This window comes from Guyparkeria halopsychrophila, from assembly GCF_044582135.1.
GTDB lineage: Bacteria > Pseudomonadota > Gammaproteobacteria > Halothiobacillales > Halothiobacillaceae > Guyparkeria.
The window spans coordinates 24,160-49,636 of record NZ_JBDODP010000015.1 but is presented as its reverse complement, the minus strand read 5'-3'; the positions used below and the strand labels follow the sequence as shown (position 1 = coordinate 49,636).

The window sequence follows — 25,477 nt, the reverse complement described above, 5'->3', positions numbered from 1 at the left end:
CGGACACAGGCCGCTGGCCGAAACCTCACCCCGCCCGCCGCACACTCCACCCACGCCACGCGAAGGACCCGGCTGATTCGATGATTCCCTTCACGCCCCGCCAATGGTTCCACTCGGCCAAACGCTGGATCTGGCATGAGCGCCCGACCAGTCATTTCGGCCGAAACGCCCAGCGACTGATCCGCGCCATCTTGAGTGTGTTGTTCTCGGCCTCGCGCGGGGATCTGCAACTCAACGCAATGAGCCTCTCCTACACCACGCTGCTGTCGATGGTGCCGCTATTGGCGGTGGCGTTCTCGGTGCTCAAGGCCTTCGGCTCGGCCTCGGTGGTCGAGCCGTTCCTGCTCTCGCTGATGGCGCCGCTGGGCGAGGCCGCGGACGAACTGACGCTGCGCCTGCTCGATTTCGTGGAGAATATCCGGGTCGGTATCCTCGGTGCCGTCGGCATCGCCCTGCTCTTCTTCACGGTCATCGCCCTGATGCAGAAGATCGAACGGGTCTTCAACCGCATCTGGAACGTGCACCAGCTGCGATCGATGTCGGCCCGTTTCGCCAACTATCTCTCGGTCCTCATGGTCGGCCCGGTGCTGGTAATCGCCGCCAGCAGCCTGACGGCCACCCTGTTTGCCGCCCCTGGCGTTCGCGAGTTCGCCGAGCTCTCGGTGCTGGCCACCCTGCTCAAGTGGCTCGGGTATCTCGTTCCGCTGGCCATCTGGACCGGGGCGTTCGCCTTTCTTTACCTGTTCATCCCCAATACGCGGGTGCGCCTCAGCTCGGCGCTGGTGGGCGGGCTGGTGGCCGCTGTCCTGTGGAGCCTACTAGGCTTCGTGTTCGGCGGACTGATTGCCGGATCGACCGCTTACACCGCCGTGTATTCGGCCTTCGCCTCGCTGGTGCTCTTTCTGATCTGGTTGCAGATTGCCTGGATGATCGTGCTGATCGGCGCGGGCATCAGCTATGCGTGGCAGCACAGCGATCGACTGACACTGGGGAAACCCGAGCCGGTTCACCCGGGAACGCGATTGGCGGCGGGCATCGTGCTCCTCGACGAGATCGAGCGCCGCTTCGAGGCCGGCAAACTGCCGCCGGACCGCGATCAACTGGCCGAGCGGGTAGAACACTATCGGGAACTGGCACCCGTTTGGATCGACCCATTGCTGGAAAAGCTGGTGGAGGCCAACCTGTTGCGCATCAGCGAGCCGAGCGACACCACCTGCTTCCTGCCGGCACGGCCCGGCGAGCGCATCACCCTGGCGGCGGTGGAAGAAGCAATCGAAGGCAGCTCACCCCACTTTCCCGCGCAACTGGTGAAAGCCATCCCAGCACTGCAGCGGTTTGCCGAGCACCGCCGGCAATGGGAGGAAGACATGGGCGAGGCGACGCTGGCGGCAACCCAACCGGCATCAGAGCGGTCGGACGACGCGACTCAGTCCGAGGCGGCTGAGCCGCGCCAGTAGACCGTGTGCTGGCCGTCGCGATCGAGTAGGCGAGCGAACACGAACCACGCATCCGAAAGCCGGTTCAGGTAGGTAGCCAACGGGGCACGTTCGCTAGCGTCGCCCCCTTCCTGGCACCAGGACCAGGCCAGGCGTTCGGCACGACGAGTCGCCGTCCTCACCAGGTGCGCGCGCGCCATCGCCTCGGTACCGCCCGGCAGGATGAATTCCTTGAGCGGCGGCAGGTCGCGATTGCCGGCCTCGATCCAGGCATCCAGACGCTCGAGCGAAGGCAACTGGCTCGCCACGGCCATCGCCCCCATCGCCACAAACCCACCCAGATCAAAGACGGCCTGCTGCTGCTCGCGGACAAACGCCAGCTTGTCCGGCTCGCCCGTCAGCGAAACGCTCAGGCTTCCCAGGCGGGCATTGAGCTCGTCGAGTTCACCCAGCAGCTCGATGGTGGCGGTGTCCTTGGCCAGACGCCGGCCATCGGCCAGCCCGGTCTCGCCATGGTCTCCACTGCGGGTGACCACCCGCGAGAGTCGATTGCGCTCGTGGTTCGATCCCGTCATCTGGGTCAGCCCTGCCCCACAAGGGACTCGCTTTCAGGGACGTCCGTGGGCCAGTCGAGCGGTCGCCCCAACAGCGCCTTCAAGATAAAGGCCAGAATCGCGATCAGGCCATAGCCAAGCCCGGCGACGACGCCCATATCCACGATCCCGTGCCACGGCTGGGGCAGCCGGCTGACCAGCAGCACCAGCATGACCACGCCGGCAGTCACCGACAGGGCAACGATGCGGCGTTTCTTGGTCGCGTGGATGTATCCCATGCAGTACAGGGGCGCGAGCAGCACATGCCAGGCGACCGGATGACGCGACAGGTGGACCGCCCGGGCGACCACCCGCGGCGAGAACCCTTTCTGAAAGCCCTTGTAACCCTCGCTGTAGAGCATGAAAACCATCCAGCCGGCAAAGAACACCCAGTGCCACCAGGCCCAAGGTTCCGCCCAGGCCTCGATGGCGTAGAAGGATAGGCGGTAGACCGCCCAGAGCAGCAGCGCGCACAGGCCGAGCACGCCCCATACGGCCCCGACGGTTCCCAATGGCCCGACTCCCGATGACTTCTCCACGTTTCGATTCTCCCGGACGCGAGTCCGTCTGGTGGTTTTTTGGCGAAGGCGCGGAGTTTATCATGCAGCCCACCACCCGATTCCCGAGTGACCGGACCGCATGAATCCCCGCACCCGCCGCGAGATGTTCGCCCGTTTCCAGCGGCAACGCCCCGAGCCGACCACCGAGCTCGAGTACAACTCGGCCTTCGAACTGCTGGTGGCCGTGGTGTTGTCCGCCCAGGCGACCGATGCCGGCGTGAACAAGGCGACCCGCCCCCTGTTCCAACGTGCCAACACACCGCAGGCCATTCTCGATCTCGGGCTCGATGCGCTCACCGAGTCAATCCGGACCATCGGCCTGTACAAGACCAAGGCCAAGAACGTCTACGCCCTTTGCCAACAGCTGATCGACAACCACGGCGGCGAGGTGCCCGCCAATCGCGAGGCCCTCGAGGCGTTGCCCGGTGTCGGCCGCAAGACCGCCAACGTGGTCTTGAACACCGTCTCCCGCCAGCCGACCATGGCGGTCGACACGCACATCTTTCGCGTCGCCAACCGCACGGGGCTGGCCAAGGGCAAGACGGTGCGCGCCGTCGAAGACAAGCTACTCAAGGTCATCCCGAAGGAATACCAGCTCGATGCCCATCACTGGCTGATCCTGCATGGCCGCTACGTCTGTAAAGCGCGCAAACCCGATTGCGGCGCCTGCATCGTCTGCGACCTGTGCGATTATCGCTACAAGACCGAGGCATGCAGCCCCGAGCTCATCGCCCGCTACGCCACCGAACCCACCGACAGTTGAGCCGTCCATGTACTCCAGCGACCGTCGCAAGATGCGCCAGCCCTTCATCGATGCCTGGACCAAGGGCAAACAGAAAAAGCCGCTGGCGCCGATTGAGCAGATGCTCTTCGACGTGATTCGTGATCACCCCGAATATCACTCGCTGCTCGACCAGCCCGAGTTCGCCCTGGAGGCCGACTGGCCGCCGGAGATGGGCGTGACCAATCCCTTCCTGCACATGAGCATGCACCTGTCCCTGCGCGAGATGGTGCAGACCGACCGGCCCGCCGGCATCCGCTCGGTGCATTCGGAACTGTCCCTGAAGAAAGCCGACCCGCTCGAGGCCGAACACGAGATGATCGACTGCCTCGGCGAGGCCCTCTGGCAGGCCCAGCAGAATGGTGGCCCGCCGGACGAGACCCTGCTCATGGAGTGCCTCAAGGACAAGCTCAAGCGCTGAGTCTCACCTCACCGCTCGACCAACCAGTTAGTCGCCCACTCCGATTGAGGTCTAGGCTCCAACGAGACATCTGTCTCCACCCCGTTCGAGGTCCGACCTAATGACTCAGCCGACGACCGATACCACGCAGCACGTCACCGACCCGGTCTGTGGCATGCAGGTCGATCCGGCCAAAAGCGAACACCACAGCGACTACCAAGGCGAGACGTTCCATTTCTGCTCGGCCCACTGCCGGGAGCGGTTCGACGACGACCCCGAGCGCTACCTGTCCGACGACAACCCGTCGGACGAGGCGACCGCCCCGGCGGATCCCGAGGCAATCTACACCTGCCCGATGCACCCCGAGATCCGCCAGCAGGGACCAGGAAGCTGTCCGATCTGCGGCATGGCGCTGGAGCCGGAGACCGTCAGCCGCGACGACGGCCCCAACCCGGAACTGATCGACATGACCCGGCGGTTCTGGATCGGCGCGCTGCTGGCCCTGCCGCTGTTCCTCATGGCCATGGGCGGGCATTTCCTCGGCATCGACCAGTGGATTGCGCCCCAGGTGAACCACTGGATTCAGTTACTGCTGGCCACGCCAGTGGTCCTGGGGGCCGGCAAGCCGTTCTTCGTGCGGGGCTGGCGCTCCGTGGTCGACCGTCAGCTCAACATGTTCACCCTGATCGCGCTGGGGACCGGTGTGGCCTGGGCCTACAGCCTGGTCGCCACCGCCGCCCCCGGCATCTTCCCAGCGGCGTTCCGGCAGGCCGACGGCTCGGTTGCCGTCTATTTCGAGGCCGCGGCGATGATCACGGTGCTGGTCCTGCTGGGCCAGGTCCTCGAACTGCGCGCCCGCGAGAAGACCTCCGGGGCAATTCGCGCCTTGCTCGACCTGGCGCCGACCACGGCCCGCCGCATCAAGGACGGACAGGAAGAGGATGTCTCGCTGGACGAGGTCGAGATCGGCGATCGCCTGCGCGTACGTCCCGGCGATCGCGTCCCGCTGGACGGCGAGATCCTGGAGGGGCGTTCCAATATCGACGAGTCGATGATCACCGGCGAGCCGATGGCGGTCACCCGAAAGCCGGGCGACACCGTCATTGGCGGCAGCATCAACGGTCAAGGCAGTTTCGTCATGCGCGCCGACAAGGTCGGGCGCGACACGATGCTCTCGCGCATCGTGCAGATGGTGGCCAAGGCCCAGCGCAGCCGTGCCCCAATCCAGGGGCTGGCCGACCGCGTGGCCGCCTGGTTCGTGCCCAGCGTCATCGCCGCGGCGGTGGTTGCCTTCATCATCTGGTCGGTGGTCGGTCCCGAGCCGCCCATGGCCTATGCCCTGATCGCGGCGGTCAGCGTGTTGATCATCGCCTGTCCCTGTGCCCTGGGCCTGGCCACCCCGATGTCGATCATGGTGGGCGTCGGTCGTGGCGCGCGTGCCGGGGTATTGATTCGTGATGCCGAATCCCTGCAACGTTTTGAACAGGTCGACACGGTGGTGATCGACAAGACCGGGACGCTCACCGAGGGCCGCCCGCGCGTGACCCGCATCCAGGCAACCGGCTCCATTGATGAAGACGAGCTGTTGCGTCGGGTTGCCGCACTGGAACAAGGCAGCGAACACCCGCTGGCCGAGGCGATCGTCGCCGAGGCCCGCGAACGACAACTGGACCTGCCGGGTGCCGACGACTTCGATGCCGAGAATGGCAAGGGCGTAACCGGCCAAGTCGATGGTCAATCCCTGCTGGTGGGCAACCAGCGCCTGATGGACGACCACGGCGTTGGCACGGAATCGTTGGCGGACACGGCAGAGTCGTGGCGCGAGGAGGGAGCGACGGTGATTTTCGTCGCGATCGACGGCAAGGCCACCGGCCTACTGGCGATCGCCGACCCGATTCGTCAATCGACCGCCGATGCGATTGCCCGCCTGCAGGAAGCGGGACTCGAGGTGGTGATGCTCACCGGGGATTCCGAGGCGACCGCCCACGCCGTCGCCCGGCAGATCGGCATCGATCAGGTGCGCGCCGGGGTACTCCCGGAGGGCAAGAGCGAGGTGGTCGAACAAATGCGTGCCGAGGGGCGCGTGGTCGCCATGGCCGGCGACGGGGTGAACGATGCCCCGGCCCTGGCCGCCGCCGACGTGGGCATTGCCATGGGCAGCGGCACGGACGTGGCCATCGAGAGCGCCGGGATCACGCTGCTGCGCGGCGACCTCGACGGGCTGGTGCAGGCCCACCGCCTGTCGAGGGCCACCATGCGCAACATCCGCCAGAACCTGTTTTTTGCCTTCGCCTACAACACGGCGGGCATCCCGATCGCCGCCGGCCTGCTCTACCCGTTCTTCGGCATATTGCTTTCGCCGATCATCGCGGCGGCCGCGATGTCATTCTCCTCGGTGAGCGTGATCGGCAATGCGTTGCGGCTGCGGATGATCCGGCTGGATTGAGTTGGTCGGCTAGTCGCTCTCTTCGAGTGGCCAGTCGACGATGTGGGTCTCCCAGTCGATCGATTCGCGGTCGGCAGTCTTGGCGATCACGGCCCGACCGGTAACCGAGTAGCCACTTTTCATGGTGCTGCTGGGATCACCGGTGAGCAGCGGGTGCCACGGTGGCAGGTCGCGCCCCTCGGCAATACGCCGGTAGGCGCAGGTCGGCGGCAGCCAGTCGAACTCCTCGACGTCCTCGGGGCGTAACCAGACGCATCCGGGCACCCGGGTCTGGCGGTTGAGGTAATCGCTGCACTGGCAGGTGCCGGCGTCCAGCAGGTGACAGGCCACGTCGGTGTAATAGACGTCGCCGCCCTCGTCTTCCACCTTTTCCAGGCAGCACTTGGCGCAACCATCGCAAAGCGATTCCCATTCGGTTGGGGTCATCTCGGTGAGACGCTTGTGGCGCCAGAATGGCTGGTTTTCGCTCATGGACGGACCGGGTTTGTACGGGTAGACAAAGGGGACCGCAGCCTACCACGCTGGGAATCGGGGCCTGCGGATATGGCGGGCGGTATGCGATGATTCGACCATCACGTAACGAGGACCAACGATGACGGAAACGGCCCCGGCCATGCCGGTAATGCGCATCGGCAGCGAGACGGACATCAACGAAGCACTGCATTCGGCGCGCAACGCGCGGGTCCAGCGCCTGGGCGAGGTACTGGTGCAGCACGGCGTGCTGAGTCGCGAGGCGCTCGAGGGTGCGCTGGAGTCGTTGCGACACCACCCGGCAACCCACCTGGGTGACTGGCTGGTCGAACGCAAGATCATCTCGCCCGAACAGCTCGAACAGGCGCTCTGCGCGCAGCTTGGCATCCCGCAGGTCAATCTCGGAGCCTTCGTGCCACCGTCGGATGTTGCCGCACAGATCCCCTACGAGATGGCCCTGCGCCTCAACGTCCTGCCACTGGCCCGCCGGAATTCCGTGCTGGTGGTGGCCTCGGCCCGGCCTACCGACCAGGAACTGCTGTCGATATTGCGCTTCTACACGGGTCTGGGCATCGAGCCGGTGCTCGCCACGGCCCACCAGATTGCCAGCGCGATCAACCGTGCCTATGGGGTCGGGACGATCGACGATGATCGCGAACCCTTGCTACGCCACGAGGGCGAGGAGCCGGGGCCGGTTCCCGAGCAGGAGATCGAGAACGAGGCCACCAGCCCGCCCGTGGTCAAGATTGTCAATACCCTGCTGATGCAGGCGATCAGCCGCGGGGCCTCGGACATCCATTTCCTGCCGCGACGTGACGACGTGCTGGTCCGGTTCCGTCTCGACGGCACGTTGCAGACGATCCGCTCGATCGAGAAGGCCCATCTGGCGGCGGTGGTCGCGCGCATCAAGATCCTCGGCCGGATGAACATCGCCGAACACCGCCTGCCCCAGGATGGCCGCGCGCGCGTGCACATGGGCAAGCAGGAAGTGGATCTGCGCATCTCGGTCATGCCGACCTTCAACGGCGAGAGCGTGGTCATCCGCATCCTGAACAAGAACAAGGGCCTCCAGCCCCTGGACGCGCTGGGGCTCTCAAAGTCCGACGAACGCATCATCCGCAACCTGATCGCCCGGGCCCAGGGCATGATCCTGGTGACCGGTCCGACCGGGTCGGGCAAGACCACCACGCTCTACTCTCTTCTCCAGGAAGTGAAGGCCGGCGACCCGCACATCATCACGGTCGAGGACCCAGTCGAGTACGACATGGACGGCATCGACCAGGTCCAGGTGCATGCCGGGATCGGCTACACCTTCGGCCGGGCGCTGCGCAACATCCTGCGCCACGACCCGGACGTGATCATGATCGGCGAAATGCGTGATCTGGAAACCGCCGAAAGCGGGGTCAAGGCCGCCCTCACGGGGCACCTGGTGTTCTCCACGCTGCACACCAACGACGCCTCCAGCGCGGTCACCCGCCTGGTCGACATGGGCGTCGCCCCGTACCTGGTCAGCTCCACGATCATGGGCGTGCTCGCCCAACGCCTGGTGCGCATTCTCTGCTCGCACTGCAAGGAAAAGCACCAACCCGAACCGCTGGTGCGCGAAACCATGGGCGTGGACGACAACGAGGCCTTCTGGCACCCGACCGGCTGTGATCATTGCGACCAGACCGGTTACGTCGGTCGCACCATGGCCTACGAGTTGATCGTGGTCGACCGCGACATGGCCAACCACATCGCCCGGGGCATCACCACTGAGGAACTCCGCCAGTTGGCCGTCGACAAGGGGATGCGCACACTCACTCGACACGCGCTGGAAATGGCGCGTGCCGGGATCACCTCACTGGAAGAGGCCTACCGGGTGCGCCTCGAGGACCTAGGCGGCCCCGAAGAACACGGCGACGGGCACTAAAGGGGCGTTATGGACTTGTTACTAATCGTCCTGGTGGCTGTTGCCATGCTCCTGCTCGCGCTGCGCCGCCGACACAAGCGCCCCGCCGAGCGCCGGACGACCACCCGCCCCCCGACACTCCCGCCCCGCCGGCGCGGCTGGTCGTTTTCGCGCCACCCGCGCGAGGACTGGCGCTACTGGCGCGACCTGGCCATCGCCATCGGCCTGATCCTGGCGTTGCTGGTCGCCATGGTCGTTATCGGGGCGCGGAATGGGTAACCGCTACGATGTTGGGGCTGAAGCCGACGACAAGCGGATTGGTATCGCCGGCGCGCGGGCTCATACCGGACGGCGATAGCCGCCGCGAGCCCCGGTCGGCGACAGCACGAACTGCCACAACTGGATCTGGCGGGCGCGAAAACCGCCGGCGCAGGACTGCAGGTAGTACTTCCACATCCGACCGAACGTCTCGCCATACACCTCGCGCCACTTCGGCCACGCTTGCTCGAAATTCTCGTGCCACGCCATCAGGGTGTGATCGTAATCGGCGCCGAAATTGTGCATGTCCTCGACCACGAAACGCCCTTCGCAGGCATCGATCACCTGCTGCATGGCCGGAAGCTCGCCATTGGGGAAGATGTATTTGCTGGTCCACGGATCCGGCGGCGAGCCCTCGCGGTTGGTACCGATCGTGTGCAGCAGGAAAAGCCCGTCGGGCTTGAGGCAGCGACGGGCGACTTGCATGTATTCATCGTAGTTGTGGTGGCCGACATGCTCGAACATGCCGACCGACACCACGTGATCGAAGGGTTCGTCCACGTCCCGATAGTCCATCAGGCGGAATTCCACCGGCAGATCGCCCGCCAGATCTCGCCCAAAGGCGGCCTGTTCCTTTGAAATGGTCAGCCCCACGCACTCCACGCCATAGTGCTCGGCGGCATAGATCATGAAGCTGCCCCAGCCGCAGCCGATGTCGAGTACGCGCTGTCCCGACTTGAGGTCGAGCTTGCGGCAGATGATATCGAGTTTGTGCTCCTGGGCCTCGGTCAGTGTCTCGGCCCCATCACCCCAGAACCCGCAGGTGTACGTCATGCGTGGGTCGAGCATGTCGCGGTAGAACTCGTTGCCGAGATCGTAATGATGCTCGCCCACTTCCCAGCAGCGTGACCGGGTCTGGCAATTGAGCAGGCGCGCCTTGACCGCAGGCCACCACAGGCGCGGGGATCGACCAACCTCACGGGTCAATTCGGCCCGCAACACGCGATCGACGAACTCGTCGACCCGATCGATCTCCACCCAACCGGCCATGTACGCCTCGCCCAGACCGAGGTTCCCCCAGCCAAGGATGCGATCGACCGCCCGTGGATCACGGATGCGAATATCCCAGGGACGGTCGCCGTCGACACGGATGTCGGCCCTCGCCAACAGTTGCGCAAATCGGGAATCGGTCGCGACCGCGCGGTCTCCGGCCGGCTCCACTTCCATGGTCATTCGCTTGCTCATCGAGACCCTCCGTGACTGCCTTGTTACACCTGACTTGGACACGAGCATAGACGTTCTCGCGCCCAATCAACAATCTAGGCAGCCGGTCGGTGATTTTCCATACGAGCGACAAGCCCCTTTTCTAGCCATCCGTTCCGGGTGAACTCCTCGGACGGCACCGGTGGCCGTGGTAATCCCCTGTTGCCGATCGGCACCCCTCTAGGTCAACAGGCGTGACTGTTCGACAGTCTCGCCGCCCGCGGCGATCGCCACGATCGAGTTCACGCTCGTTATTCGCATCCGGCCGGCCACCTCGAACACGGCTGTTCCGGAGAACAGGTCGGAACCTCCCGGCCCCGCGGCAGGATATCGACGATTCGCCGATCAAAATCTAGGTAGCTGGCACTCACGGGGAGTCTGGCAACGGGGTCGGAAAACAAAACCGCCGAGCGACGCGTGTCTCCGGTCGGAGAGTCACGCGTCGCTCGGCGGGTAGAGAACCGGCATCGCCCCGGGCGGGATACCCGGGGAGAGGAGGAACGCCGATCAGGCAGTGACCACCGGGATGTCCTTGAGCATCTGCAGCCCCTTGGTGGCCTCTTCCTGGTACTCCTCGATCTCGTTGAAATTGAGGTAGCGATAGATCTCGGCCGACATCGTGGCCAGGTGGGCGACGTGCTGCTGGTACTCCTCGACCGACGGCAGCTTGCCGAGGATCGCGGTCACCGCGGAGAGCTCGGCCGAACCCAGGTAGACGCGCGCATCCTTGCCCATGCGGTTGGGGAAGTTGCGCGTCGAGGTCGACATTACCGTCGCCCCATCGGCGACGCGGGCCTGGTTGCCCATGCACAGGGAACAGCCGGCCATCTCGATACGGGCACCCGCGCGGCCGAAGATGTTGTAGTAACCCTCTTCCGAAAGCTGGTGCTGGTCCATGCGGGTCGGCGGCGCGATCCACAGGCGGGTCGGTACCGAGCCACCGTAGGACTCCAGCACCTTGCCGGCGGCGCGGTAGTGGCCGATGTTGGTCATGCACGAACCGATGAACACCTCCTGGACCTCGTCACCGGCGACCTCGGAGAGCGGCTTGATGTCGTCCGGGTCGTTCGGGCAGGCGAGCAGCGGCTCGGTGATCTCATCCAAATCGATCTCGATGATCTCGGCGTACTCGGCATCCGCGTCCGGCTCGAGCAGTTCCGGGTTGTCGAGCCATTCCTGCATCGCCTCGATGCGGCGACCCAAGGTGCGCTTGTCCTCGTAGCCCTGGCTGATCATCCACTCGAGCAGCGTGATGTTGCTCTTGAGGAATTCCTTGATCGGCTCGCGGCCGAGGTGGACGGTGCAGCCGTTGGCCGAGCGCTCGGCCGAGGCATCGGCGAACTCGAACGCCTGCTCCACTTTCAGATCCGGCAGGCCCTCGATCTCGAGCACGCGACCGTTGAAGACGTTGGTCTTGCCCTTCTTCTCGACGGTCAGCTGACCGCTCTGGATCGCCTTGTAGGGAATCGCGTTGACCAAGTCACGCAGGGTGATACCCGGCCGCATTTCGCCCTTGAAGCGCACCAGCACCGATTCGGGCATGTCCAGCGGCATCACGCCCAGCGCGGCGGCAAACGCCACCAGGCCGGAACCGGCCGGGAACGAGATACCCAGCGGGAAGCGGGTATGCGAGTCACCGCCGGTGCCGACGGTGTCGGGCAGGATCATGCGGTTGAGCCAAGAGTGGATCACGCCGTCGCCGGCTCGCAGGGAAACCCCGCCGCGGGTGGAGATGAATTCCGGCAGTTCGTGCTGCAGGGCGATGTCCACCGGCCGCGGGTAGGCGGCGGTGTGGCAGAACGACTGCATCACGAGATCCGCGGAGAAGCCCAGGCAAGCCAGTTCCTTGAGCTCGTCGCGGGTCATCGCGCCGGTGGTGTCCTGACTGCCCACCGTGGCCATCTTCGGCTCGCAGTAGGTGCCCGGGCGCACGCCCTCGACACCACAGGCCCGACCGACCATCTTCTGCGCCAGCGTAAAACCCTTGCCGGTATCTGCCGGCTGCTCGGCACGCAGGAACACATCCGAGGGCGCCATCTTGAGCGACTCGCGCGCCTTGCCGGTCAGGCCGCGGCCGACGATCAGCGGGATACGGCCACCAGCACGCACCTCGTCGGGCAGCGTGCTCGGACGCATGTTGAAGGTGGTGATCACCTCGCCGTTCTTGAGGATCTCGCCTTTGAAGGGCCGGATGGTGAGCACGTCGCCCGTCTCCATCGCATCGACGTCACACTCGATCGGGAAGGCGCCCGAATCCTCGGCGGTATTGAAGAAGATCGGCGCGATCTTGCCGCCGAGCACCACGCCGCCGGTGCGCTTGCTGGGCACGTGCGGGATGTCGCGGCCGATGTGCCACTGCACCGAGTTGATCGCGGACTTTCGCGAGGAGCCGGTACCGACCACGTCGCCCACGTAGGCGATCTTGTGGCCCGACTCCTTGAGCGTCTTGATGGTGTCCAGCGCCTCGGGCATCTTCGCTTGCAGCATCGAGCGGGCGTGCAACGGGATGTCCGGTCGGCTCCAGGCCTCCTGGGCCGGGGAGAGATCGTCGGTGTTGGTCTCGCCCGGCACCTTGAGGACGATCACCTCGATCTCCTCCTCCAGCGCCGGCTTGGCCTCGAACCACTCGGCGTTGGCCCAGGATTCGAGCACCCGGCCGGCGTTCTCGCTGCCGTCGCGGTACCTGTCTTCGACGTCGCGGAACGAGTCGTAGACCATCACCAGCTTGGAGAGCGCCTTGACCGCATCCTCGCCGACCGTCTCGTCGTCGAGCAGTTCGATCAACGGATCGACGTTGTAGCCACCCATCATGGTGCCCAGCAATTCGACCGCCTCGTGGCGATCAAGTAACGGGGAGTCGGCACGGCCGTGGGCCACGTCGGCCAGGAAGGCGGCCTTGACGTAGGCCGCCTTGTCCACGCCCGGCGGCACGCGCTGGGAGAGCAGGTACTTGAGCTCGTCGTGCTCCACGTCCGCCGGCGGGTTCTTGATCAGCTCGATCAGTTCGGCGGTCTGTTCGGCAGTCAGTACCAGCGGTGGGATGTCCTGCTGGGCACGGTCGGCCTTGTGTTCGCGATAAGCTTCAAGCATGGGTGACCCTCAACGGCTTGTGATCATGAAATTCGTTGTTTCGTGCCGGCCTGGCCGGCCGACCCACGTGACGGGTCGCAATGAATCGAAGACGCGGGATTCTATCAAATCCGGTGCCTTCCTATCGGACGGAGTAAGGAACCCGCGGTAAACCACGGCCATTCAAAGCTTTCCCTGCAACCGCAACCGATCGAGCCAGAGCAAGGCAATCACCGGGGCGGCCGCCACGATCCGGCCACCCTCGACGTCTGACAACGCCTGCTCGATCGGCACCACCCGCACCCGGATGTCCTCGTGCTCGTGGTCGAGACCGAACTGCCCGTCGACCAGCCCATCGCCGTCGCGGTCGATCTGCGCGGTGTTCACTCGGGCCAGGAACAGGTAGATGCTCTCGGTGGTGCCACCCGGACTGACCCAGTAACGGGTCAGCGGATAGAGCTCGTCGATCGCAAGCCCCGCCTCCTCGTCCGACTCGCGCCGCGCGACGTCCTCGGCCGATTCGCCCGGCTCGATCATGCCGGCGACAATCTCGGCCAGCCACGGGCCGGTCGGGGCATCCAGCGCCCCGGGACGAAACTGCTCGATCAGGACCACCTCGCCACGCTCGGGGTCATAGGGCAGCACGGCGACGGCATGGCCGCGCTCGAAGATCTCGCGCTCGATCGGCTCTGACCAGCTGCCATCGAAATACTCGAAGCGCAGCCGGTAGCGCTGCAGGGAGAAAACCCCCCGATAGAGGGTCTCATTGGCCAAGAGGTCGAAACGCATTGGGGGTGGCTCCTGCTACCATCCTCGGGTTGATCTGGCTGGGCTAACCTGTCCGCACCGCGCGCCGGCGGATTGAGCGAAAGCCGCTCGGCAGACCGGCGGGTTGTCCGGATTCTCCAGACTATCGTACATTTCGGCGAGCACGCTCGCCCGGCCGATGGATGCCATGAACACCATTCTCACCCTGCTCGAACCCCTGATCGGGCGCGAAATCCAGATCGGCGACCAGCGCGGCACGGTCATCGAGATCCACGACGTGCCGCCGGCGCTGATCATGCGCGCCCAGGGCAGCGCCGATGCCTTCCAGGTCGATCATCTCGGCCGGCCCCGCTCGATGACCCAGCCGACCTGGACCCAGCCGATCACCGGGGAATCCGGCCGCGGGCTGCACCCCGATCTGCAGCGGCAACTGCCCCGGGAAACGGCCGTTGCCCTAGACGATTTCATCAAGTCGCAACAGCGCTAGCCCCCATTTCGACACGCAACCACTTACCCCTCGACAAGGAGTCACGTCCCATGGGAAGCCTTTTTCCAACCCGCGCCATCCGCGCCCTCGCCTTCGGCCTGGCGGCCGGTCTGCTCACCCCGTTGGCGCATGCCGCCCCCACCCCGCCCACTGACACGCACTGGCGACTGGCGAATGTCGCCGGCCTGGAAAGCATCGACCCGTCGATCACCGATCTGGTGGTCGACGCCGAGGGAAATCTCAGCGGGGTCGCCGGCTGCAACCAGTACCGGCGCCCGCTGAACGATGACGGCTATGGCGCGATCGCCGTGACCCGCAAGAGCTGCTCGGAGCTGAAAATGGGGCAAGAGGCGGCCTTTCTTCAGGCACTCGAGCACACTCGGGCGTGGGACACCGACGGCGAGCGCCTGTTGTTGCGCGATGCGCAGGGACGCACCCTCGCGATGATGCTCGAGCCGATCACGCGAACCTACCACTTCGACTGTCAGGGCCAAGCGGTGGTCTTTGACGTCATTCGCCGTGGCCAGATCCGGCTGAATGTCGATGGCGAGACCGTCCTGATGAAGCGCGAGGAAAGCGCGTCGGGCTCGCGCTACAGCGACGAGAACGGAGAGATGACGTTCTGGGGCAAGGGCACCAACGGGCGCTTCACGCGTGACGGCGAGACCCGCGAATGCCAGCAGGTCCCGCCGCCCGACACCTACCCGATCAACGACTGACCGAGACTCACGTCAGGGCGTCGAAGGCCCTCTGGGCCTCGGGCAAATCGATCGCCTGTTCGAACATCCGCGCCCAGGGGTCGCCCTTCTGTCCCAGGCGGCGAAAGAGGTTGTCGAGCGTGTAGCCATCTGGCCGCAAACCACCCTTGTCGAGTTCGACCCAGTCAAGCGGGGTTGCCACGGGCGCACCGGGGCGGGCTCGAAGTGAATACGGCGCCACGGCCGTCTGGCCGAAGGCGTTGCGCATCACGTCGAGGTACAACCGGCCCTCGCGGGCCTCGATACGTTGCTCGGTGGTGAGCTCGTCGGGATACTCGGCGACCAGACGCTCGGCCATCGTGGCGGCCAGATGGCGTACCGCATCGAAATCCGAGCGGGGATGCAGCGGCGCGACCACGTGCAGGCCGGAGGAGCCGGTGGTCATCACGAACGGCGAGAACCGGCAGTCGCGCATGAGCGCGGCGACCCGGCGCGCCGTGCGTTTGAGCAGGCCCATGTCGCGATCGGGCGGATCGAGATCAAAGATCATCAGATCGGGCCGATCAATCGTGTCACCTCGAGCCGCCCAGCGATGGAACGCGAGTGTGCCCTGGTCAGCGAGAAAGGCCAGGCAATCCGCATCCTCGCAAACGATATGGTCGACCGATCCGGTCGGTTCGTCGTGACGGATCCGCAGGCTGCCAACCTGATCGGCGAAATGCTCGGCCCGCGCCTGCTGGAAAAACCCCTCGTGATCGATGCCATCGGGAAAGCGGTGCAATGTCAGCGGCCGGCCTTCAAGGTGCGGCAGCATGAAATCCGCCACCCGGTCGTAATAGTCCACGACGTCCGCCTTGGTCCATCCCGCGTCGGGATACAGGATCTTGTCGGGGCGAGAGACATCGATCGGCGCGGTCATGCCGACGCCTCTTGCTCTTGAATCTCGTCGAACGTCCGGCCGCTTTTGACCGATCGCGTCTCGGTGGACACCGGGTTGCGGCGCGCATCGGCCGCCTCGTCACGCATCTTGATCAGCAACCACTGCGGCTTGTCACCGCCCTGGATGCGCTTGAACGCGTAGCCGCCACGGATCTTCTCGCCGTCGAGCCACACCTCGACCAGACCCTTTCGCAGCCCATCGGCCACCGACTGCTGTTCATCGAGGTTTCGATAGCTGCCGCGATCCCAGACCATCACCGTGCCCGCGCCGTATTTACCCTCCGGAATCACGCCCTCGAAATCCGCGTAGTCGAGCGCGTGATCCTCCACCTCGATGGCCAGGCGCCTCTCGGACGGATCGGTCGACGGTCCCTTGGGCACAGCCCAGGACTTGAGCGCCCCGTCGACTGCCAGGCGCACATCGAAATGGCGCTGACTCGCGTCATGCCACTGAATGACGAAATCGCGCGACTTGTCTTCGGCACCTGCGCCCATGGCAGCCCTCCCGATGGTGACCGTTCGCATTGGCCACATCGAGTAAAGCAGCCCTCATCACCGGCTGCCGAGTCCATTTCGACATGCGGGCCATGACCACTGCTTATTGAGCCATTTATTTATCTATGGGTCGGAGCACTCAGCCCGTCTGAGTAACGGGTGGCAAAACGACATCCAGACCGAGAGGTTTACCCATGCGATCAACCTTTTTTCTCACCCTCCTTGGCACCTTCCTGGTGACCGGCGCCGCCCATGCCGGACACGCCAACCCCTGGGCCACCCCGGAAGACGATCTGCTTATGCAGTACCACGATGAGAATCTGGAGCAGAGCGAGGACACCCCGGGCGACGACGAAATGCTCGGCGTGATGGACCAGGGCGCCTACGGCAAGCTCGGGGGGTCACCGACCGCAGGTGGCCCGGGAGCCGGGGCTGGCGTCGGTGGCGGCAATCCCGGGGGCGGCGGCGGACGCTGAACCGATCTCCAAGGAACGAAAAAGCCCGCACGGATGACCCGCGCGGGCTTTTTCGTTGGTGTGGCGTCCCCAAGGGGATTTGAACCCCTGTTACCGCCGTGAAAGGGCGGTGTCCTAGACCTCTAGACGATGGGGACCTAGTGAAAAGCCGGGCTGGGCCCAGCAGCTGGCCACGTTCCCACGTGACCAACAAGTAGGGCAGCACGCGTGTCACGCACTGCCCGACCGTATGGCGTCCCCAAGGGGATTCGAACCCCTGTTACCGCCGTGAAAGGGCGGTGTCCTAGGCCTCTAGACGATGGGGACTTGATTGGTGCGCCCGGGAGGATTCGAACCCCCGACCTCGCGGTTCGTAGCCGCACGCTCTATCCAACTGAGCTACGGGCGCTTTGGCTCCCCGAGCTGGACTCGAACCAGCGACCCAGTGATTAACAGTCACTTGCTCTACCAACTGAGCTATCGGGGAATACGTCTCTCGACGTGGGGCGGCATATTAATGATCCACCCGGGGTGCGTCAACACCCGAGGCCATAAAAATGCGGCCATGAGCGCCCTCGCGGGCTAACCCCTTGAAACAAGGCGTGGCAACTCATCCTAGAAAACCACGACTCGCGGACCGATCGAGCCGGTAGGAACAAGAGACCAAACGAAAACGGCCCGGCAATGCCGGGCCGTAAAGTGCCACGCTACCTCCTTGGCGGCGTGGGTGTCGATCAACTGGATCAGAGGAACTCGAGATCCATGGCCACCGCTTCGGCACCCTTGCGCGCGCACATCTCGTCGGTCTCACCGGACGGTGCACCCGAGACGCCGATCGCGCCGTAGGTTTTGCCGCCCGCCTCGATGGTCACGCCACCGGCACCGAACATCAGGCCGGGCACGTGCCCCAGACCGCCCTGACCACGGTCCTCGAGGGTCGAGGTGGCCGTGTTGAACGACATGGCGGTGTAGGCCTTGAGCTTGGAAATGCGCAGCGTCAGGTCAGGGGCGAGCACGTCGCGCAAAACGACCTGCTCGTGGCCGCCTCGGTCAACGACCGTGACCCCGATCTGGATACCTTCCTCCCGACAGGCCTCCATCGTGGCCTTGGCGGCCTTCAGGGCCATTTCCATCGAGAGACGATCGACACTGATGGTTGCCGGCTGATCGGAGGCGGCCATCGCCGCATTACCGGCCAAAGCGAGCCCTGCGGCGAGCACGGTAAGGCGAATCGCGTTCTTGGTGAATTGCATGGAAATTCCCTCTTGGATTGGTGGTTATAGGTTGTGCCGGGTTGTGTCGACCTGCTCTTTTTGCTGGACCGGCTTAGCCCTGGCCCAGGGTGGGGTAATCGATGTACCCCTTCTCCCCTCCACCGTAGAAGGTCGAGGTGTCGGGTTCATTGAGCGGCGCATCACGACGAAAGCGCTCGACGAGGTCCGGATTGGCGATAAACGGCACGCCGAACGCCACGGCCGCGGCATGGCCCTGCTCGATGTCACGCTCGGCGCGTGACTGGTCGTACTGGAAATTGCGAATCACCGGCCCCTCGAACAGAGGGACCAGATCGGCGAGATCAAAGGCGGGCCCTGCCTCGCCCGGCGCGTCCTCACCCATCCCGGCAATGTGCAGATAGGCCAGACCGAAGGCATTGAGCTCGCGCACCACGTAGGAGAACGTGCCCCAGGGGTCGCTGTCGATCATGCCGTTCATCGGCTGCAACGGCGAGATGCGCACGCCCGTGCGAGCAGCGCCGGCCACGCGGATGACCGCCGAGAGCACCTCGCGCAAAAAACGCATGCGGTTATCCAACGAGCCACCGTAGCGATCGGTACGCTTGTTGGTGCCGTCGCGCAGGAACTCGTCGATCAGATAGCCGTTGGCCGCGTGCACCTCCACCCCGTCGAATCCCGCCGCCAGGGCGCGCTCGGTGGCCCGGGCGTAGGCCTCGACCAGTGCGGGGATCTCCTCGGTTTCCAGCGCACGCGGGGTCTCGAAGGGTTTCTTCTCACCCGATGGCACGTAGCCCTCGCCATCGATGGCGATCGCCGACGGCGCGACCGGCAGCTTGCCGTCGGGCTGGAAGTCCGAATGCGAGACTCGGCCCACATGCCAGAGCTGCAGGACGATGCGCCCGCCCGCCTCGTGCACGGCCCGGGTAATCATCTGCCAGCCGGCCTGCTGCTCGTCGCTATGGATGCCGGGGGTGGCCGGGTAGCCCTGCCCTTCCGGCACGATCTGGGTGGCTTCGCTGATGATCAGGCCGGCACCGGCGCGCTGGTGGTAGTAGGTCCGCATCATCTCGTTGGGGACATTGCCCGGTACGGTGGCACGACAGCGGGTCAGTGGCGCCATGATGGCGCGGTTGGGAAGGGACAGATCACCGAGGGTGACCGGGGTAAGCAACACGGAATCCTGACTCATGGAACCTCGAGAACGATGGTGGCCGGCACCGGCATGTGATCAGCCCCGGAGGCCGGCAGGAAACTTTGGTTAGCTGGCTAACTTGTAGCTCACATGGCCGTAGAATGCCAATCCGGCAAAACCCCTCAGTGCCGAATGGCTGCGCCATCCGACTCCTGAACCAGGATCCACGGTGGCGTGACCACCGCCCACAGGGGCTCCTCGCCGGCCGCCCAGCGTCGCGCGGTATCCGTGTCCAGCGCATCGATCTCGCCGGCCTCCTGCCAGGCACCGACCGAGTCGGCGCGATCCCGGACCATCGCCATGGCGACATCGACGAGATCCAGCGTCGGCGCAATCTTCAGTATCTGACCCTTGGCAAAGAAGCGTTCGAGTTCCGCCCACTCGATCCGGGCGGTCTGTCCGACCAGCTCCGCGTAAAGCGTTTCGTCGTCGACCGCCTCCGGGCCAGTCGCGGGGAGATTGGAGGAAATTTCTGTCATGATCTGCCCTTGTTCAATGTGTTCGGAGAGGAGAACCTGTCGATGGCGAAGCGACGGCGCTTGGGGCCTGACCGCTCGAGCTACCTCAATCACCGCAGCGACGTCGAGCCGATCACGGCCCCCGATGGCTCGGCGGTACGCGAGTTGCTGCACCCGTCTCGTCACACCATCGAGCGCCTGAGCGTGGCCGAGGCGACCATCGAGGCGGGACAGTCGACCCGCCTGCACCGCCACCCGATCGCCGAGGAGATCTACCAGATCCTCGATGGCGCCGGGGTGATGGAACTGGGCGAGGAACGTCTGGCGGTCGTCCCGGGTGATATCATCCGCATCGCCCCCGGCCAACCGCACCGGATCGAAACCCGAAGCGACGTTCCGCTGCGGCTGTTGTGCATTTGCCAGCCGGCCTATTCCGACGAGGATACCGAATTCCTCGACACCCCCGACTCCAGCGACGGCAACACCTGAACGACATGGTCATCCAGCGCAGCACCCTCGAATTCCTGATTATCGCCCTGGTCCTGGGCAGCATCATGGCCGCCACCCTCTGGCTCGGTCACGGCGCTGGCGTGCTGTTCCTGGTCGGCTGGGGCGTGGCTGGCTTCATCTATCTCAAGCGCCAGAAGCCACGCAAAACCGGATCGGACGACATCCCACCGGATTGAGTCAGTCGGCCATCTCCTCGGCCATCAGTGCCCGCACCCGCTCGAGATCCGCCGGGGTGTCCACGCCGGCAGGCGGCGTGACCTCGGCGATCTCGATGGCGATGGTCTCGCCCATCGACAAGGCACGTAACTGCTCGAGCTTTTCCAGCCGCTCGATCTCCGGGCTGGCCGTTGCGACGAAGCGGCGCAGGAACCCCGCCCGATAGGCGTACAGGCCCAGGTGACGGAAACCGAACAGCCCCGCCTTGCCCGAGTCGGGCACCCCGTCACGATGAAACGGAATCGGCGCGCGCGAGAAGTACATCGCCTCGGCACGCTCGTTGGCGACCACCTTGACCGCATCGGGCGAGAGAAAATCGTCACGCCCGGTGATCGGCACCATCAGGGTCGCCATCGCCGCCTCGGGCTTGGCACGCAGCAGATTCGCCACCTGGGCGAGCAGTACGGGCGGCATCATCGGCTCATCGCCCTGCAGGTTGACCACCACCGTGTCGTCGGGGAGCTCGAGGTGATCGATCACCTCGGCCAGCCGGTCGGTGCCGGACTCATGCCCCTCGCTGGTCAGCACCGCGCGCGCACCGATCTCGGCCGCTGCCTCCTGGACGCGTTCGTCGTCGGTAGCGATGACCACGTGCTCACTGCCCGCTGCGACGGCCCGCTCATAGACCCAGTGGATCATCGGTCGACCACCGATGTCCGCCAGCGGCTTGCCCGGCAGGCGACTCGAATCGTGCCGCGCCGGGATGATGATCCAATCGTTCTCGGCCATCATGTCCCGGTCTCTCCCTTGCCCGGGTGCTTCTTGCGCCACGCCTGGTATTCCTCGTCGGGCAATCGGCGGGCCTCGTCCTCCAGCATCACGGGGATGCCGTCACGGACGGGAAAGGCAAGGTGGGCCGACAGCGAGATCAGCTCGTCGTTCGGCTTGTCGTAGATCAGCGGCCCCTTGGTCACGGGGCACACGAGGATATCGAGCAGCTTCTTGTCCATCGACGGTTTCACCTTGTGGAGACCTCGGGGCGGCGGCCTGCCGGTCGCCCCAGGGGCATCATGATTGCAATGTGTTCAGGGTATTCTCGAGCAGTGTCGGCGGCAGTTCGATGCCACCCCGCACGACCAGCACCTGGCCGGCTCGTGTCGGCATCTCGGGCCATTTGACCGCATCCTTGTCCGTCATGACAACCGGGCGGCCATCGGCCAGCCACGCGCGGGCCTGCGTCTGTGTCGGCGCGGCGTGATCATCGAGAGCACGGGCGTCGATCACCACCCCCTGCGCCTCGAGCATGGCGAAGAAACGCGCCGGGTTACCGATCCCGGCCAGCGCGATTACCTCCCTGCCAGCCAGGTCCGTGATCGGCCGTTCGGACTGATCGAACAGATCGATCACCCCCTGCGGGTGGAAATCGATTCGCCAGGCGGGCACGCCACGCGTCCCCGCCCCGTGACGGGATGGCTCGTCACCGTTGACCAGCACCGCATCGACCTCGTCCAGCACCGCCGGCGACTCGCGCAACGGGCCGGCCGGCAGGCACCAGCCGTTACCGAGCCCGCGCTGGCCATCGACCACCACCCACTCGATCGTGCGCGCCAGTTGATGATGCTGCAGCCCGTCATCACTGACGATCACGTCCACCTCGGGATAGCGGGCCTTGAGTTGCCGGGCCGCCTCGCGTCGGTACGGATGCACGATCACCGGCACGCCGGTGCGCCGGTGAATCAGCCAGGGCTCGTCGCCGCAACTCGACGGGGCGACCGCCTCGGCGAGATCGACCGGCTCGATGCCTACCTTCACGCCAAACCCACGGCTGATTACGCCGGGGGTGTGCCCGGCGGCGCGCAATGCCTCGACCAGCGCGATCACCACCGGCGTCTTGCCGGTGCCACCGACGGTCAGGTTGCCGACCACGATCACCGGGCAATCCGGCGCCCGACCAGACGCTCGCCGCCGGCGCCGGGCGGCCTCGGCACAGACCAGCCGGCCCAAGGGCCAGAGCAGCCGGGCCCACAGGCCGCGTCGTTGCCAAAAGCCGGGGTAGCGCATCAGTCGGCCTGGTCGGCGAATTGCAGCCGGTACAGGCCGGCATAGGCGCCATCGGCGGCCAACAGATCGGCGTGACGCCCCTGCTCGACAATACGCCCGCCGTCCATCACCACGATGCGATCGGCGTGTTCGATGGTCGACAGGCGATGGGCGATCACCAGCGTGGTTCGCCCGCGGGTGAGATTCTCCAACGCGCGCTGGATGAAGCCTTCCGAGCGGGTATCGAGCGCGGAGGTCGCCTCGTCGAGCAGCAGGATCGGTGCATCGCGGTAGAGTGCCCGGGCGATCGCGATCCGCTGACGCTGGCCGCCCGAAAGCAGCACGCCGTTCTCGCCGATATTGGTCTCGAAGCCCTCGGACAGTTGCTCGATGAACTGGTCGGCAAACGCGGCCTTGGCCGCCTCGCGCACGCGTTCCAGGTCGAAGTCCGCCCCGTCGGCATAACCGATGTTCGACGCGATGGTGGTGTTGAACAGCACCGTCTCCTGCGAGACGTAGGCGAACTGGCGGCGCAAGTCGGCCAACGGCAGGTCATCATGCTGATACTCGTCCAGACGGATCGCGCCCTGCTGGATCTCGACAAAACGAGGCAACGCGCCCATCAGGCTCGACTTGCCGGCGCCGGATTGGCCGACGAAGGCGACGGTCTCGCCGGCGGCGATCTCGAGCGACACGCCGCGCAGTACCCAGTCCGGATCGTCATGATCGCCCGGGGCCGGCTCCCGGTAACTCAACCAGACGTCCTCCATCGCAATCCGGCCTGTCACCCGGTCGACCGACCGGGTGCCCGTCTCCGATTCCTGCGGCTCGTCGAGCAGCGCGAACAGGCTCTCGCCGGCAGCGATGCCCTTCTGGATGATGGCGTTGAGGTTGATCAGGCGCTTGGCCGGCGCCAGCGTCATCGCCAGCGCGGTGATGAACGAGACGAACGTGCCGACGGTGATGTCGTCCATGCGATCGCCGCTGGTGGCAAACCACACCACGCCGGCCACGCCGATGGCGAGCACGAACTGCGTCAACGGCGAGGAGGCCGCCTGCACCGCCTGCATCTTCATGAAGGCGCGGAAGTTGTACTGGTTCTGGCGATCGAAGCGGGCGCTCTCGTAACCCTCGCCCCCGTAGAGCTTGACCACGCGATGCCCGCTGATGGTCTCCTCGGCGACGTGCGAGACCTTGCCCATCGACTCCTGGATGCGACGGGCGTAACGGCGGAAGGCCTTCGAGATGCCCGCAACCATGCCTACGAGGATGGGCAGCAGGACCAGGATGAACAGCGTCAGCTGCCAGGACAGATACAGCATCCACACCAGCAGGCCGATCACGGTCACGCTGTCGCGGATCAGGATGGTGAGCGCCTTGGAGGCGGCTTCGGAGACCTGCTCGCTCTGGTAGTTCAGCCGGGTGAGCACCTCGGTCGACGGCACCCGGTCGAAATAGCGCGGCGGCAGGTGCAATACCTGGGCGAAGGTGTCGCGGCGCAGGTCGCGGATCACCGAGCGCCCCACCCAGGCCATGCCGTAGTTGGAGGCGAACTCGCCGACCACGCGGAAGACGAACACCGCCAGCAACGCCACGGGCATCCAGGTGACCAGGGTCGGATCGCGCTCGACGAAACTGCCGTCAAGCAGCGGCTTCATCAGCGCGGCAAAGCCCACCTCGGAGAGCCCCGCGACCACCATGCCGATGATCGCGATCACCAGTATCCGCGTATAGCGCCAGGTGTAGTTGAGCAGCCGCCGGTAGGTTTCCCAGCCGGCCGCAGAGTTAGCTTTCTGATTGAGCGAATCCGGGTTCATCGTGGTGGTGTCGTCCCCAAGCCGATCTTCTCGATGCCGGCGCGGCGGGCCTGATCGAGCACCGTGACCACGCGCTGGTTGACCACCTGGGCATCCGCCCAGAGCACCACGGGGCGGCCGTCATCGGCCACTTCGGCCAACACGCGCGGCAACTGCTGCTCGGTCACGCGCATCCCGTCGATGGCGATCTCGCCGCGGGCATCCAGTTCGATCACGTGGTTCTCCAGTTCGGCGCGTTCGCTGCTACCCGATTCGGACACGGGCAGATCGACCTTGAGGGTGCGGTCATGGACGAACGTCGTGGTCAGCATGAAGAAGATCAGCAGCATGAAGACCACGTCGATCAACGGGATCAGGTTGAGTTCGAGCGGTTCGCGCGGTCGCTGGCGGAAATTCATGCCGCCTGCCTCCGGCCCAGCCCCGCCGGGTGAATCATGTCGACCAGGCGAATCGCCTCGGCCTCCATGTCGATCACCAACTCGTCGATCAGGCCACGGAAGTAGCGATGAAAGATGAACGCCGGCACCGCAACCATGATGCCGGCGGCGGTGGTGATCAGCGCCTTGGCGATGCCACCGGCCAAAAGCTCGGGCGCGACCGCACCGGCTCCGCTATGGGATGTGATCGCCTGGAAGACGTCGATGATGCCGATCACCGTCCCCAGCAGGCCGAGCAGCGGGGCGATCAACGCGATCGTGCCCAGCGTGTTGAGGTAGCGCTCCATCTGGTGGGCGACATGCCGGCCGGCATCCTCGATGCGCACCCGCATGCTCTCGGCCGAATGGCTGCCCGCCAGGCCCTCTGCGAGGATTCGACCCAGCGGCGACACCCGACCCAGCTCGTCGAGCCGCGCTGCCGTGATGCCGCCGTGGCCCTGCCAGGATCGAACCATCCCGACCGGGTCGCCACCCATGATGCGGCCGCGACGCAGGGTGTAAAGACGCTCGAAGATGATCGCCATGGCGATCACCGAGGCAATGATGATAGGCAGCATCATGCCGCCGCCGGCCAGAACGAGATCAAGCATGTTCGTGGTGGTCCTTTTCCGTGGATGGAGGT

The 25,477-nt window shown here is 65.3% G+C and carries 28 protein-coding genes and 4 tRNA genes; 11 read left to right on the top strand and 21 right to left on the bottom strand.

Annotated elements, in window-relative coordinates:
* The first annotated feature begins 80 nt into the window (after positions 1 to 80).
* Entirely contained in the window at positions 81 to 1,457 is a 1,377-nt protein-coding gene (locus ABGV18_RS07980; protein WP_396581509.1) for a YihY/virulence factor BrkB family protein, read from the top strand.
* On the opposite strand, the gene ABGV18_RS07975 is transcribed toward ABGV18_RS07980, so the two are convergent.
* A complete protein-coding gene (locus tag ABGV18_RS07975) occupies positions 1,427 to 2,011 on the bottom strand; it encodes a cob(I)yrinic acid a,c-diamide adenosyltransferase (RefSeq protein WP_396581508.1) in 585 nt (194 codons plus the stop codon). The two genes, ABGV18_RS07980 and ABGV18_RS07975, sit on opposite strands and share 31 nt — an antisense overlap.
* A 5-nt stretch (positions 2,012 to 2,016) precedes the next feature.
* Positions 2,017 to 2,541 (bottom strand): hypothetical protein, encoded by a 525-nt coding sequence (locus tag ABGV18_RS07970; RefSeq protein WP_396581507.1) that lies wholly within the window; start codon positions 2,539 to 2,541, stop codon positions 2,017 to 2,019.
* Between the two features lie 127 nt (positions 2,542 to 2,668).
* On the opposite strand from ABGV18_RS07970, the gene nth reads away from it, so the two are divergent.
* From nth to ABGV18_RS07955, 3 genes are all read left to right on the top strand, one after another.
* Positions 2,669 to 3,352, top strand: coding sequence for an endonuclease III (nth, locus tag ABGV18_RS07965; RefSeq protein ID WP_396581506.1), 684 nt, complete (start codon positions 2,669 to 2,671; stop codon positions 3,350 to 3,352).
* Between the two features lie 7 nt (positions 3,353 to 3,359).
* Positions 3,360 to 3,791 carry a DUF1841 family protein gene (locus ABGV18_RS07960; protein ID WP_396581505.1) on the top strand — a complete coding sequence of 144 codons (432 nt, stop codon included), beginning with the start codon at positions 3,360 to 3,362 and terminating at the stop codon, positions 3,789 to 3,791.
* 100 nt (positions 3,792 to 3,891) lie between these two features.
* Complete coding sequence (locus ABGV18_RS07955) at positions 3,892 to 6,216, top strand: heavy metal translocating P-type ATPase (RefSeq protein ID WP_396585578.1); 2,325 nt, start codon at positions 3,892 to 3,894, stop codon at positions 6,214 to 6,216.
* 9 nt (positions 6,217 to 6,225) lie between these two features.
* On the opposite strand, the gene ABGV18_RS07950 is transcribed toward ABGV18_RS07955, so the two are convergent.
* Positions 6,226 to 6,687: a YcgN family cysteine cluster protein gene (locus tag ABGV18_RS07950; protein ID WP_396585577.1), complete on the bottom strand. Its 462-nt coding sequence runs from the start codon at positions 6,685 to 6,687 to the stop codon at positions 6,226 to 6,228.
* A 121-nt stretch (positions 6,688 to 6,808) separates the two neighbouring features.
* Between ABGV18_RS07950 and ABGV18_RS07945 the strand changes: the two genes are divergently transcribed.
* Complete coding sequence (locus ABGV18_RS07945; protein WP_396585576.1) at positions 6,809 to 8,599, top strand: ATPase, T2SS/T4P/T4SS family; 1,791 nt, start codon at positions 6,809 to 6,811, stop codon at positions 8,597 to 8,599.
* Between the two features lie 9 nt (positions 8,600 to 8,608).
* Positions 8,609 to 8,857 carry a hypothetical protein gene (locus ABGV18_RS07940; RefSeq protein ID WP_396585575.1) on the top strand — a complete coding sequence of 83 codons (249 nt, stop codon included), beginning with the start codon at positions 8,609 to 8,611 and terminating at the stop codon, positions 8,855 to 8,857.
* A gap of 60 nt (positions 8,858 to 8,917) precedes the next feature.
* Here ABGV18_RS07940 and cfa read toward each other — a convergent pair whose 3' ends face one another.
* The 3 genes from cfa to ABGV18_RS07925 form a co-directional block, all read right to left on the bottom strand.
* A complete protein-coding gene (gene cfa, locus ABGV18_RS07935) occupies positions 8,918 to 10,081 on the bottom strand; it encodes a cyclopropane fatty acyl phospholipid synthase (protein ID WP_396585574.1) in 1,164 nt (387 codons plus the stop codon).
* A 525-nt stretch (positions 10,082 to 10,606) separates the two neighbouring features.
* Positions 10,607 to 13,189: a bifunctional aconitate hydratase 2/2-methylisocitrate dehydratase gene (acnB, locus tag ABGV18_RS07930; RefSeq protein WP_396585573.1), complete on the bottom strand. Its 2,583-nt coding sequence runs from the start codon at positions 13,187 to 13,189 to the stop codon at positions 10,607 to 10,609.
* A 162-nt stretch (positions 13,190 to 13,351) separates the two neighbouring features.
* Entirely contained in the window at positions 13,352 to 13,957 is a 606-nt protein-coding gene (locus tag ABGV18_RS07925; RefSeq protein ID WP_396585572.1) for an NUDIX domain-containing protein, read from the bottom strand.
* 166 nt (positions 13,958 to 14,123) lie between these two features.
* Between ABGV18_RS07925 and ABGV18_RS07920 the strand changes: the two genes are divergently transcribed.
* Together ABGV18_RS07920 and ABGV18_RS07915 are read left to right on the top strand one after the other, a co-directional pair.
* Positions 14,124 to 14,423, top strand: a complete 300-nt coding sequence (locus tag ABGV18_RS07920; protein ID WP_396585571.1) for a hypothetical protein — start codon at positions 14,124 to 14,126, stop codon at positions 14,421 to 14,423.
* A gap of 50 nt (positions 14,424 to 14,473) precedes the next feature.
* On the top strand, positions 14,474 to 15,142 hold the full coding sequence (locus ABGV18_RS07915) for an META domain-containing protein (RefSeq protein ID WP_396585570.1): 669 nt from the start codon (positions 14,474 to 14,476) through the stop codon (positions 15,140 to 15,142).
* Positions 15,143 to 15,149: 7 nt separating this feature from the next.
* On the opposite strand, the gene ligD is transcribed toward ABGV18_RS07915, so the two are convergent.
* Both ligD and ABGV18_RS07905 read right to left on the bottom strand, forming a co-directional pair.
* The gene (gene ligD / locus ABGV18_RS07910; protein ID WP_396585569.1) at positions 15,150 to 16,040 is read right to left on the bottom strand and encodes a non-homologous end-joining DNA ligase; all 891 of its coding nucleotides are present in this window, start codon (positions 16,038 to 16,040) and stop codon (positions 15,150 to 15,152) included.
* Positions 16,037 to 16,555: a DNA polymerase ligase N-terminal domain-containing protein gene (locus ABGV18_RS07905; protein ID WP_396585568.1), complete on the bottom strand. Its 519-nt coding sequence runs from the start codon at positions 16,553 to 16,555 to the stop codon at positions 16,037 to 16,039. Before ABGV18_RS07905 ends, ligD begins: the two co-directional genes overlap by 4 nt.
* 194 nt (positions 16,556 to 16,749) lie before the next feature.
* On the opposite strand from ABGV18_RS07905, the gene ABGV18_RS07900 reads away from it, so the two are divergent.
* Positions 16,750 to 17,031 (top strand): hypothetical protein, encoded by a 282-nt coding sequence (locus tag ABGV18_RS07900; protein WP_396585567.1) that lies wholly within the window; start codon positions 16,750 to 16,752, stop codon positions 17,029 to 17,031.
* A gap of 61 nt (positions 17,032 to 17,092) precedes the next feature.
* On the opposite strand, the gene ABGV18_RS07895 is transcribed toward ABGV18_RS07900, so the two are convergent.
* The 7 genes from ABGV18_RS07895 to ABGV18_RS07865 all read right to left on the bottom strand — a co-directional run bounded on the left by ABGV18_RS07895 (position 17,093) and on the right by ABGV18_RS07865 (position 19,916).
* Positions 17,093 to 17,168 (bottom strand) — tRNA-Glu (locus ABGV18_RS07895).
* A 93-nt stretch (positions 17,169 to 17,261) separates the two neighbouring features.
* Positions 17,262 to 17,337: transfer RNA gene (locus tag ABGV18_RS07890), tRNA-Glu, on the bottom strand.
* 5 nt (positions 17,338 to 17,342) lie between these two features.
* Positions 17,343 to 17,419: transfer RNA gene (locus ABGV18_RS07885), tRNA-Arg, on the bottom strand.
* A gap of 2 nt (positions 17,420 to 17,421) precedes the next feature.
* A tRNA-Asn gene (locus ABGV18_RS07880) sits at positions 17,422 to 17,497 on the bottom strand.
* A gap of 256 nt (positions 17,498 to 17,753) precedes the next feature.
* Positions 17,754 to 18,263, bottom strand: a complete 510-nt coding sequence (locus ABGV18_RS07875) for a heme-binding protein (RefSeq protein ID WP_396585566.1) — start codon at positions 18,261 to 18,263, stop codon at positions 17,754 to 17,756.
* Between the two features lie 73 nt (positions 18,264 to 18,336).
* Positions 18,337 to 19,434: an oxidoreductase gene (locus ABGV18_RS07870; RefSeq protein WP_396585565.1), complete on the bottom strand. Its 1,098-nt coding sequence runs from the start codon at positions 19,432 to 19,434 to the stop codon at positions 18,337 to 18,339.
* Positions 19,435 to 19,559: 125 nt separating this feature from the next.
* Complete coding sequence (locus tag ABGV18_RS07865; protein ID WP_396585564.1) at positions 19,560 to 19,916, bottom strand: DUF2288 domain-containing protein; 357 nt, start codon at positions 19,914 to 19,916, stop codon at positions 19,560 to 19,562.
* 42 nt (positions 19,917 to 19,958) lie between these two features.
* On the opposite strand from ABGV18_RS07865, the gene ABGV18_RS07860 reads away from it, so the two are divergent.
* Both ABGV18_RS07860 and ABGV18_RS07855 read left to right on the top strand, forming a co-directional pair.
* The gene (locus ABGV18_RS07860; RefSeq protein WP_396585563.1) at positions 19,959 to 20,384 is read left to right on the top strand and encodes a cupin domain-containing protein; all 426 of its coding nucleotides are present in this window, start codon (positions 19,959 to 19,961) and stop codon (positions 20,382 to 20,384) included.
* Between the two features lie 5 nt (positions 20,385 to 20,389).
* Positions 20,390 to 20,581: a hypothetical protein gene (locus ABGV18_RS07855; protein ID WP_396585562.1), complete on the top strand. Its 192-nt coding sequence runs from the start codon at positions 20,390 to 20,392 to the stop codon at positions 20,579 to 20,581.
* Position 20,582: 1 nt separating this feature from the next.
* Here ABGV18_RS07855 and kdsB read toward each other — a convergent pair whose 3' ends face one another.
* The 6 genes from kdsB to ABGV18_RS07825 are packed head-to-tail and all read right to left on the bottom strand — an operon-like array spanning position 20,583 to position 25,445.
* On the bottom strand, positions 20,583 to 21,353 hold the full coding sequence (gene kdsB, locus ABGV18_RS07850; protein ID WP_396585561.1) for a 3-deoxy-manno-octulosonate cytidylyltransferase: 771 nt from the start codon (positions 21,351 to 21,353) through the stop codon (positions 20,583 to 20,585).
* On the bottom strand, positions 21,350 to 21,571 hold the full coding sequence (locus tag ABGV18_RS07845; protein WP_396585560.1) for a Trm112 family protein: 222 nt from the start codon (positions 21,569 to 21,571) through the stop codon (positions 21,350 to 21,352). The genes kdsB and ABGV18_RS07845 overlap by 4 nt, the downstream gene beginning before the upstream one ends.
* Positions 21,572 to 21,629: 58 nt before the next feature.
* A complete protein-coding gene (gene lpxK, locus ABGV18_RS07840) occupies positions 21,630 to 22,622 on the bottom strand; it encodes a tetraacyldisaccharide 4'-kinase (protein WP_396585559.1) in 993 nt (330 codons plus the stop codon).
* On the bottom strand, positions 22,622 to 24,418 hold the full coding sequence (msbA, locus tag ABGV18_RS07835; RefSeq protein WP_396585558.1) for a lipid A export permease/ATP-binding protein MsbA: 1,797 nt from the start codon (positions 24,416 to 24,418) through the stop codon (positions 22,622 to 22,624). Before msbA ends, lpxK begins: the two co-directional genes overlap by 1 nt.
* The gene (locus ABGV18_RS07830; protein WP_396585557.1) at positions 24,415 to 24,816 is read right to left on the bottom strand and encodes a biopolymer transporter ExbD; all 402 of its coding nucleotides are present in this window, start codon (positions 24,814 to 24,816) and stop codon (positions 24,415 to 24,417) included. Before ABGV18_RS07830 ends, msbA begins: the two co-directional genes overlap by 4 nt.
* A complete protein-coding gene (locus ABGV18_RS07825; protein WP_396585556.1) occupies positions 24,813 to 25,445 on the bottom strand; it encodes a MotA/TolQ/ExbB proton channel family protein in 633 nt (210 codons plus the stop codon). Before ABGV18_RS07825 ends, ABGV18_RS07830 begins: the two co-directional genes overlap by 4 nt.
* Between the last annotated feature and the right edge of the window lie 32 nt (positions 25,446 to 25,477).